The 2146-nt window shown below is 71.3% G+C and carries 3 protein-coding genes; 1 reads left to right on the top strand and 2 read right to left on the bottom strand.

What is annotated here, in order from left to right; genetic code table 11:
* Nucleotides 1–157: 157 nt before the first annotated feature.
* Together ACN675_RS28935 and ACN675_RS28930 are read right to left on the bottom strand one after the other, a co-directional pair.
* Nucleotides 158–739 (bottom strand): hypothetical protein, encoded by a 582-nt coding sequence (locus ACN675_RS28935; protein ID WP_420754081.1) that lies wholly within the window; start codon nt 737–739, stop codon nt 158–160.
* Nucleotides 740–770: 31 nt separating this feature from the next.
* Nucleotides 771–1475 (bottom strand): TVP38/TMEM64 family protein, encoded by a 705-nt coding sequence (locus ACN675_RS28930; protein WP_420754080.1) that lies wholly within the window; start codon nt 1473–1475, stop codon nt 771–773.
* Between the two features lie 253 nt (nt 1476–1728).
* Here ACN675_RS28930 and ACN675_RS28925 point away from each other — a divergent pair.
* Nucleotides 1729–2146: methylmalonyl-CoA mutase family protein (locus ACN675_RS28925; RefSeq protein WP_420754079.1), on the top strand; the 418-nt coding region annotated here is incomplete at its 3' end.

Here is a 2146-nt window from a genome sequence, read left to right as displayed (position 1 = left end):
GCGAGGCCGTGGACCGCGGTCGTCGCCGACGCGGCCAGTGCCGCCCCGATCAGCGCGGCCGTCGAGATGGCCGGCGCGAGCCAGGGCGGCAGGTTCGAGCGCAGGCTCAGCGCCGGGGCGAGCGCGACGACGGCGAGCAGCACCAGCGAGACGACGGTCAACGGTCGGCCCTTTCGAGGAGGCGGCGGGCGAGGGTGCGGCCGGATTGTTCGGCCTGCCATCCGGCGGTGTGCAGGCGCTGCGACACCGCCTGTTTGCTGATGCCCAGGCGTTGCGCCGCCTGGGCCTGGGGGAGTCCGGCGCGGGCGAGTTCGACCGCTTCCCGGCCCTGGTCGGTGCGGCGCAGCACCAGCGTCGCGAGCAGGGTGAGGGCGGCGTCGGCGTCGGCCGCGGCGTCGGGATCGGTGCCGTCGACGGCGAGGTTGCCCGGTGCGTTCTTGGCGCGTTCGACGGCGGTCCGCGCGTGTTCGAAGGCGGGGCCGCGTCCGGCGCGGGTCTGTTCGGGCAGCGGCGTCTCCACCGCGCCGACGCCGATCCCGACGCTCCAGTGGCCGCGCCGCACCAGGTCCAGGGCGAGATCCACGACGGTCTCGGCGTCGTCCGCGACCGCCTGCACCTCGTCGCCGGCGGTGCGCTCGAACGGGCGCAGCAGGTCGGCGTCGCGGAATTCCTCGAGCAGCGCCGCGACCCGGTCGATGTCACGTCGGCTGCCGCGTTGATCCACCGTCAACACGAACATTGGTCAAGAATGAAGCCTTGACTTCAGTAAATCAAGGTTTGAGACTTGTCGATTTCTCGTTGTCGGGATCGACGATCGCATCGAGCGCCGAACCGGCCGGCACCGGCAACCGCGCCTCGAGCCACAGTCCCACCACCCCGACGAGCAGGCACACCACCGTCACCACCATCAGGGCGGGGTTCGTGCGGCCGGTCAGCGCGTCGCCGAGCAGCACCACCCCGATCGTGCCCGGCAGGATGCCCACGATCGTGGCGAGCGTGTACGGCACCAGCCGCACCGACGAGATCGCACAGCAGTAGTTCACCACCGAGAACGGGGCCGCCGCGATCAGGCGCAGCGACCCGACCGCGAGCCAGCCCCGCCGCGCCAGCCGCAGATCCACGGCCTTGGCCGCGGGATGCGTCAGATACGACGCGACCGCCCCGCGGCCGATCCACCGCACCAGCAGCAACGCGAGCACCGCGCTGACCGTGGTCGCGGCCACCGAGACGGCGATGCCGGTGGCGGCGCCGAACAGCAGGCCGGCGCTGAGGGTGAACACGGTGCGCGGCACCGGGGCGATGGTCACGAGGGTGTGGACCAGGAAGAAGACGAGGACGAACGACGGGCCGACGGTGTCCGCCCACCCGCGGATCTCCGCGACCGTGGGATGGGGGATCAGCACCGCCGCGGCGGCCAGCGCGACGAGAAGGGCAAGTATGCCGAGGATTCTGCGGTCGGTCAGGAGCCTCGTCACGACCGACCACGATACCCGGACCCGGCAATCGACCGGTGCCCTGCGGGCGGCGCGGAGGCGGAAGGTAGATTTCCCTGCGCAAGTCCGTTAACGATCGCTAGGGAATCTGTGGTGATCCCCACAATAGCCGCGGCGTGTATGCGGCTAGCATCACACGAGAACCCGCCTAAGGTATCCACGGCCCACCATGGCCCGAGAACCTGCATCACACCGAGCCTGCACCACATCCCGCAGCGTAGGAGAGGAACCGCACGTGTCATTAGCTGCAGAAGCCGAGGACGCCGCACGCGCGTATGCGCAGTGGCAGAACGCGGTGGCCGGCGTGCTCGCGAAGTCCCGCCGCGTCGAGCCCGCCGAACTCGGACCGGAGCCGCAGCGACTGCTCGAGACCACCACGTACGACGACGTCACCGTCAACCCGCTCTACGGGGTTCGCGACGAGCGCCCCGAGGCGCCGCTGCCCGGTGAGTTCCCGTACGTGCGCGGAACCTCGGCCACCCGCGACGTCAACGCCGGCTGGCTCGTGTCCGCACAGTTCGGCGGCAGCGACGCCGCCGCCGCCAACGAGCGGATCCTCGCGGCCCTCGAGAACGGCGTGAGCGCGCTCTGGCTGCAGGTCGGCGCGGCGGGCCTGCCCGTCGACGCTTTGCCCGCGGTCCTGGACAAGGTGC

It is taken from the genome of Rhodococcus sp. O3 (assembly GCF_048897285.1).
Taxonomy (GTDB): domain Bacteria; phylum Actinomycetota; class Actinomycetes; order Mycobacteriales; family Mycobacteriaceae; genus Rhodococcus.
Note: the sequence above shows the minus strand (reverse complement) of the source record. Positions and strands in the feature narration are given on the sequence as shown.